Origin of the sequence: Streptococcus sp. CF8-6 (assembly GCF_024295845.1) — a bacterium.
Classification (GTDB): domain Bacteria; phylum Bacillota; class Bacilli; order Lactobacillales; family Streptococcaceae; genus Streptococcus; species Streptococcus oralis_BO.
On record NZ_JANCOF010000011.1, the window covers coordinates 1 to 6,666 of the forward strand.

General features: G+C 40.2%; 10 protein-coding genes. All 10 read left to right on the forward strand.

What is annotated here, in order from left to right:
- The coding region (locus tag NML69_RS09785; RefSeq protein ID WP_254726638.1) for a TNT domain-containing protein at positions 1-915 on the forward strand (915 nt) is incomplete at its 5' end.
- The gene (locus NML69_RS09790; protein ID WP_084946679.1) at positions 912-1,238 is read left to right on the forward strand and encodes an Imm59 family immunity protein; all 327 of its coding nucleotides are present in this window, start codon (positions 912-914) and stop codon (positions 1,236-1,238) included. The genes NML69_RS09785 and NML69_RS09790, both read left to right, overlap by 4 nt.
- 140 nt (positions 1,239-1,378) lie before the next feature.
- Positions 1,379-1,810 (forward strand): T7SS effector LXG polymorphic toxin, encoded by a 432-nt coding sequence (locus NML69_RS09795; RefSeq protein ID WP_254726640.1) that lies wholly within the window; start codon positions 1,379-1,381, stop codon positions 1,808-1,810.
- The gene (locus NML69_RS09800; protein ID WP_254726642.1) at positions 1,783-2,490 is read left to right on the forward strand and encodes an HNH endonuclease; all 708 of its coding nucleotides are present in this window, start codon (positions 1,783-1,785) and stop codon (positions 2,488-2,490) included. The genes NML69_RS09795 and NML69_RS09800 overlap by 28 nt, the downstream gene beginning before the upstream one ends.
- Positions 2,487-2,885 carry a hypothetical protein gene (locus NML69_RS09805; RefSeq protein WP_004262746.1) on the forward strand — a complete coding sequence of 133 codons (399 nt, stop codon included), beginning with the start codon at positions 2,487-2,489 and terminating at the stop codon, positions 2,883-2,885. Before NML69_RS09800 ends, NML69_RS09805 begins: the two co-directional genes overlap by 4 nt.
- Before the next feature lie 49 nt (positions 2,886-2,934).
- Positions 2,935-5,049 (forward strand): T7SS effector LXG polymorphic toxin, encoded by a 2,115-nt coding sequence (locus NML69_RS09810; protein ID WP_254726644.1) that lies wholly within the window; start codon positions 2,935-2,937, stop codon positions 5,047-5,049.
- 10 nt (positions 5,050-5,059) lie between these two features.
- Entirely contained in the window at positions 5,060-5,326 is a 267-nt protein-coding gene (locus NML69_RS09815; RefSeq protein ID WP_198459638.1) for a MerR family transcriptional regulator, read from the forward strand.
- Positions 5,310-5,966 (forward strand): enhanced serine sensitivity protein SseB C-terminal domain-containing protein, encoded by a 657-nt coding sequence (locus tag NML69_RS09820; RefSeq protein ID WP_247930054.1) that lies wholly within the window; start codon positions 5,310-5,312, stop codon positions 5,964-5,966. The genes NML69_RS09815 and NML69_RS09820 overlap by 17 nt, the downstream gene beginning before the upstream one ends.
- 24 nt (positions 5,967-5,990) lie before the next feature.
- The gene (locus NML69_RS09825; RefSeq protein ID WP_143989609.1) at positions 5,991-6,212 is read left to right on the forward strand and encodes a hypothetical protein; all 222 of its coding nucleotides are present in this window, start codon (positions 5,991-5,993) and stop codon (positions 6,210-6,212) included.
- Positions 6,212-6,666, forward strand: a 455-nt coding sequence (locus NML69_RS09830) for a T7SS effector LXG polymorphic toxin (RefSeq protein ID WP_254726646.1), incomplete at its 3' end; no start/stop codon positions are given. The genes NML69_RS09825 and NML69_RS09830, both read left to right, overlap by 1 nt.

Here is a 6,666-nt window from a genome sequence, read left to right on the forward strand (position 1 = left end):
GAAAAATGGGGTTCAAAGGTTGACAAGATTCTTGCGAAGAGCAATAATGTCATTGGAAAATTTGGTGAGAAATTATTAGATACCCGAATCCCAGTCGGCATTCGTAAAAAGGCATTTGCCTTTGCGGGAGGTATGGGCTCAATGCCTACCTTCAGCGTCGAGAGTAAGACTCTGCGTGATGTGATGCACTTCTCAAGCAAACATGCGGATGATGTGGTGAGAGTGGCAGAGAAGCCCTTTGATAAAGAGCGGATTCTTGAAAATCTTAAGCAAAGTCGACTTGCACGGGAAAGTTCGAAGTTTGATGACTATCTTCGCAGAGAGTATGAAGCTAAGGGACACTATTTCCCAGAACGTGTTGAAATGCCAAATGGCAAGCGTGCTTATCTATCGGCAGATGATGGTTTCGATGGAAGAAAAATTCCTGTCAGATCACGAAGTTATGTGGATAGCGAAGGACATATTAAGTGGCCGGAAAAAGGTGATGGTTTTGTACTGGATAGTGCAGGGAATCCCATTACTCAACCTGCAAATTTAAAAGCAGGTGATATTATAGATCGTTATGGTCATCCATATGGAAAATTTACTAGTCCGGTGAGGGAGGAAGAGATTATCGCGTTTAACAAACGTGGTTTACCTTATCCAGAAGGCTACCAAGATTACCACCAATATAGAGTAATGCATGATTTGACAGAAGAAAATATAATAAATGCTTTTAAAACAGCTTCATCAGAAGTTAAAGAAAGCTTAATTGATGCAATGGAAAACCGGGGATTTTCTTTGTCAGATCTGGCTAATATTCAACAAGGAGAAATTGCAAAAGTCTTTGGAGCAGGTGGAGGAACTCAGATACAACTAGGGAATTCTTTGAAGTATTATGAAGATTTAGGTTTATTAAAAGAGGTGATAAAATGAATTCGGAACAAATTGAAAAATTCAAACAAGAAATAGAATGTATTATAAAAGAAAAAAATTATATATCTTTACGGTATGTTCTTTTCGATGAAACAAATAGAACACCATTTGCTGTACATATATTTTACAAAGATGGTTTATTCATGGTGAATAGCAGAGATGAGAGAGCTTATGTAATTGGAAGAACATTTGAATTTGATAATTTTTCTGAGGCTGAAAAAAAATTCTTTAATGTATTGGACTTTATAGTACGTGAGGGTCGAAGGGACATATCTAACAGAGGAAGCTATATGTATTCCTCACCTTTGTGGGACAAACCATAATGATAAATTTAGAAAAGCAACGCAGTGAAATTTGATTTGAATTTTATCGAGCTCTCCCAGCAACAAGTATCGACTGCCTTTATGCGTAGTGAGGATTTTGTTCGGTATTATTAGCCGTATGTAAACACGGAGGAAGGCTAATGGGATTTTATGTCGATATTGCGGAGCTTCAGAAAGCCCAAGAGGCCTATATGAAGATGGTCGCAACTGCTCAGAGTCAGTTGGATACCGCTAAAAATGGGATGAATGCCATCATCACCAGTAATTCCATGCATGGAGAAGTTGGGAAAGCGATTACGAATGAAATCAATAATGTTCATAACCCCGTGATTGTTGGCTTAAAGAATGGCTTAGAATTTCTAGGTTCCGAGTTTTCCAAGACGATCACGGATTTTCAGAATCTTGTTGGCGAAACCTCTGCAACAGCAGTTTTAGCAGAAGAAACTTTGGATGATGCGGTCAAGACCCTAATGCTAGCTATGCGGATAAGGCTGCTTATCGTGCTCAAGAGACAGGGAAAGCCCTCTGGGATAAAGTTACCCATATGGATGCCTATGATGCAGGAGGCTTGACCTTTGAGATTGCCAGTCTTTTTGTCGGTCCAGCAGCTGTAGGTAAGATGGCTAAGGGCACGAAACTAGGAGCTAAGGCGGCTGAGATGATTCAGTTAGCCAAGAACAGCACCAAGGCAAGAATTCTCGCAAATGTCGAAAAATGGGGTTCAAAGGTTGACAATATCCTAGCGAAGAGCAATAATGTCATTGGAAAATTTGGCGAGAAATTATTAGACACCCGAATCCCAGTCGGCATTCGTAAAAAGGCATTTGCCTTTGCGGGAGGTATGGGCTCAATGCCTACCTTCAGCGTTGAGAGTAAGACACTACGTGATGTGATGCGCTTCTCTAGCAAACATGCGGATGATGTAGTACGAGGAGTAGGTGGTTCTGGGAAGGCGGAGAGAGTCACACAAGCTGTCAATAATATGTCGGAGTTTTTTGAAACAGAATTTGGACAAAAGATTGTGGGAAGCCTTAGAAAGACTAAGAAGAAGTATGACGGGCAGAGTGTTTATGAGGTGACTAAAGATATAGATGATATTTTGAAAAAAGGAGATAAATTGTACTTAGATGGTCTGCATAAAGATCATTTTGAGGTATTCAATAAAAGAGGTAAAGTAAAGGATGTTCTTAATCTTGATGGAACTTCTAATAGTAAAAAATTTAATTTAGCTTCTGGAAGGAGATTAAAATGATTAGTTCAGAGTTAAAAGATGTAATGAAACGATTGACTATTCTTAATGAGAACAATAAAGGTGTGCTACTTAGAGAAGAAAGTATCAGAGATATAGACAATACGATAAATATCTTTCTAAAAAAATATGAAGATCGTTTTTATGAAGGATTAAGATTGTTTAACAAGATAGACATTACTACAATTTCCTCTTCAGAGAATTCAGATTATACTATTGCTTTCTATAATCTATTAACTGGAATTAGGGGGATAATCGATTGTTTTGATGACTTTGATGATATTTTAGTTGAATTGAATAAAAACTTCATGTATCAAAGTGGCGAAATCACAAAAGAAGAATGGGAAAGTTCAGGGGAAGTAGTCTTGGATGACGAAGAAAATGAATTTGGAGATTGAAGAATAGATATTGATTCCTCGCTTTTTATGTTCACTAGGAGGAAGGCTAATGGGATTTTATGTCGATATTGCGGAGCTTCAGAAAGCCCAAGAGGCCTATATGAAGATGGTCGCAACTGCTCAGAGTCAGTTGGATACTGCTAAAAATGGGATGAATGCCATCATCACCAGTAATTCCATGCATGGAGAAGTTGGGAAATCGATTACGAATGAAATCAATAATGTTCATAACCCCGTGATTGTTGGCTTAAAGAATGGCTTAGAATTTCTAGGTTCTGAGTTTTCCAAGACGATCACGGATTTTCAGAATCTTGTTGGCGAAACCTCTGCAACGGCAGTTTTAGCAGAAGAAACTTTGGATGATGCGGTCAAGAAGCTAAATGAAGCCGATGAGAAACACAAGGTGATGGATACCAATTTCAAGAGTATCTATGATGGTATTTCGAGTCTCTATCACCTGAGTGCTCCCTTAAGCAACACCTTCTATACAAATACCCAGACAGCCCGGAAGTATGTTCAGGATACGAAGAATAAGGTCAATGCCTTTGATAAGATGACGACAACCAGCAGTACGGAGCAGCTTTTTAGTGCTTTAAGTAGCCAGATGGCGGCTGCTGGAAGAGTGAAGAGCCTGAGTTATAGTGATTCTGTTTTAACTAACTTTGTGGCGCATGAAGATCTCGGTAAAGCAATTTATGAGATGGATCAGCAGTATGCGAAAGCCAAGGCAGAAGCGATTGAGGCTGCTAAACGCAAGGCAGAACAAGAAGCCGCTGAGCGAGAAGCTTCTTATCGCCGTCATCACCCCGTCCAAGCCTGGCTGAAGGATCGCTCGAATGGGATTGGTTCCTGGTGGGGCGGTGTTGTTGAGGGAACACGAAATCTGCCTATTCCACAGGACTTGAAAGATACACTCCTGTTTGCGGAAGGTTTTATTGGTTCAGCTGGAAGTATGGTTTCAGATACTGCCATCGGAGCTGTAGATTTGACTCAGATCATTGGCATTGCCAGTATTGATGGCGTCAATCGCTTAACAGGAGGTCAAACTCCAGAGTGGATGAAGCGGGACTTGCGAGGAACGGCAGATAACCTGTCTAGCCTTGCGGAGTTAGGAGTAGGAACTTACACTGCTCTGACGGATCCAGGAGCGGCTCAGCGTGGTCAGGATCCCAATGCTAGTTATGCGGATAAGGCAGCTTATCGTGCTCAGGAGACAGGGAAAGCCCTCTGGGATAAAGTTACCCATATGGATGCCTATGATGCAGGAGGCTTGACCTTTGAGATTGCCAGTCTTTTTGTCGGTCCAGCAGCTGTAGGTAAGATGGCTAAGGGCACGAAACTCGGAGCTAAGGCAGCTGAGATGATTCAGTTAGCCAAGAACAGTACCAAGGCAAGAATTCTCGCAAATGTCGAAAAATGGGGTTCAAAGGTTGACAATATCCTAGCGAAGAGCAATAATGTCATTGGAAAATTTGGCGAGAAATTATTAGACACCCGAATCCCGGTTGGCATTCGTAAAAAGGCATTTGCCTTTGCGGGAGGTATGGGAACCATGCCTACCTTCAGCGTTGAGAGTAAGACTCTGCGTGAGGTTAGACAGTTCTTTAGTAAACATGCGGATGATGTAGTGAGAGTGGCAGAGAAGCCCTTTGATAAAGAGCGGATTCTTGAAAATATTAGGCAAAGTCGACTTGCACGGGAAAGTTCGAAGTTTGGGGAGTATTTAAGAAAAGAAAATCAAATTAAATACCCTACAGGTATTGATGGTAGTGTAAAAATAATAGAGAAGGCTGACCTTCCATCATGGATTGTGGATTCATTTCAGGATGGACAATATCGGACGGTAGTGACAACAGAAGAAGTAACTGTTTATCGTACATTTGGAGGGAATGCAAAACAAGAGGGAAGTTTTGTAACTTCCAGCCCTGCAAAAAATAGAATTCAAGCGAAGATTGATACTGCATTACTTCCCGAATGGAAAAATACTCGAATGTATGAAGTAGAGATTCGAATTCCTAAAGGAGAAACACTGAGTATTGGAAAAGTTGCGCCACAGAAGATTTCTTCATCAGGGACTGTTCTAAAAGGCGGTGCGGACCAAATATTATTACCACAGGGATGGTCGCAGGATTGGGTTGTGAATGTAAGGACTGTCCCTAATTAAGGAGTAGATTATGAGTATGAAATCAATAGAGATAGCCAATAAAATTTTAGAAATAATGGATGAACAGTATCCTTCAGAAATACAGGAGAAAGGAGCAATTAACACTCTTTATACCATTATTAGATCAATAAAGGAAACAGAAACTATCCCATCGAATGTTCATCTTAAGGATCATGCACGTATGTTGATAGATGCAACTGCTAATTATAATTTAGAAATCATCTACCTACTTCAAGATTTAGATAAGGAATTGAAAAAGAATGAACATAAAAGATAGTTTACAACATTTTTCATCGAATCGAACAGAAGAGAATAGGTCGAAACTTCTTTCAGATATGGAGAAATGGACGCTGTTCGTCCCTATAAGATGGATAGATAAGCAGACGTTCCGCATTCTCCATATTCAGGATGGAACAGAAAATTTTTATCTGCCGATTTTAACGAGTCAAGAAGAGCAACTGCCGCCTATAAGTGATAATAATTCAATTCGTTTGGAATCTGTTCGCCTATCTGATTGTATACAGTTACTTCTGTCTAATCATCAAATAGCTGGAATTGTTCTAAACCCTATGTCTGATAATGTAGTCCTTCCATCGGCTTTATTCTACGGACAGAATACGACGGAAAAGCAAGTATCATTTGGGGTTCCAAGTAAAGATTATTCTTGGCTGACAACTCCTTTAATTTCATTCTTACAACAGAATACGGGTGTTCGGACGGTTTACCTATTGATGGTTGTTAGAGAGAATCAACCAGTAGCAACGCTCGTTGTAGATGGTGAAGAAAAAGATTGTCTTGCTATTGTTGATTATTTAAATCATCAGCAGTATTCTGAAGCTATTGATATTCTTCCCCTACAGACAGCTTTTTCAAAAGAAATCATTAAAGATGTTTCTCCTTTTTATACTAATCTATAGTACCATCTCTTCAAGGAGGATTTGATGACTTTGGGTGAGATGCCTGGAATGGATGCTTTTTTCGTTAGTAACATGATGATCGAGCGGCTTCGTTTTGAAGGTTACAGTGACGACTGGGAAAGTCAGTTTACAGAGGATGTTTTACGTGCGACTCAGCTCTCCCAGCAACAAGTCTCGACTGCCTTTATGCGCAGTGAGGATTTTGTTCGGTATTATGAGCCGTATTTAAACACGGAGGAAGGCTAATGGGATTTTATGTCGATATTGCGGAACTTCAGAAAGCCCAAGAGGCCTATATGAAGATGGTCGCGACTGCTCAGAGTCAGTTGGATACTGCTAAAAATGGGATGAATGCCATCATCACCAGTAATTCCATGCATGGAGAAGTTGGGAAAGCGATTACGAATGAAATCAATAATGTTCATAACCCCGTGATTGTTGGCTTAAAGAATGGCTTAGAATTTCTAGGTTCTGAGTTTTCCAAGACGATCACGGATTTTCAGAATCTTGTTGGCGAAACCTCTGCAACAGCAGTTTTAGCAGAAGAAACTTTGGATGATGCGGTCAAGAAGCTAAATGAAGCCGATGAAAAGCATAAGGTGATGGATACCAATTTCAAGAGTATCTATGATGGTATTTCGAGTCTCTATCACCTGAGTGCTCCCTTAAGCAGCACCTTCTATACTAATACCCAGACAGC

Coding starts and splice junctions, on each gene's coding strand:
- NML69_RS09790 (WP_084946679.1), top strand. CDS start 912: ATGAATTCGGAACAAATTGAAAAATTCAAACAAGAAATAGAATGTATT.
- NML69_RS09795 (WP_254726640.1), top strand. CDS start 1,379: ATGGGATTTTATGTCGATATTGCGGAGCTTCAGAAAGCCCAAGAGGCC.
- NML69_RS09800 (WP_254726642.1), top strand. CDS start 1,783: ATGGATGCCTATGATGCAGGAGGCTTGACCTTTGAGATTGCCAGTCTT.
- NML69_RS09805 (WP_004262746.1), top strand. CDS start 2,487: ATGATTAGTTCAGAGTTAAAAGATGTAATGAAACGATTGACTATTCTT.
- NML69_RS09810 (WP_254726644.1), top strand. CDS start 2,935: ATGGGATTTTATGTCGATATTGCGGAGCTTCAGAAAGCCCAAGAGGCC.
- NML69_RS09815 (WP_198459638.1), top strand. CDS start 5,060: ATGAGTATGAAATCAATAGAGATAGCCAATAAAATTTTAGAAATAATG.
- NML69_RS09820 (WP_247930054.1), top strand. CDS start 5,310: ATGAACATAAAAGATAGTTTACAACATTTTTCATCGAATCGAACAGAA.
- NML69_RS09825 (WP_143989609.1), top strand. CDS start 5,991: ATGACTTTGGGTGAGATGCCTGGAATGGATGCTTTTTTCGTTAGTAAC.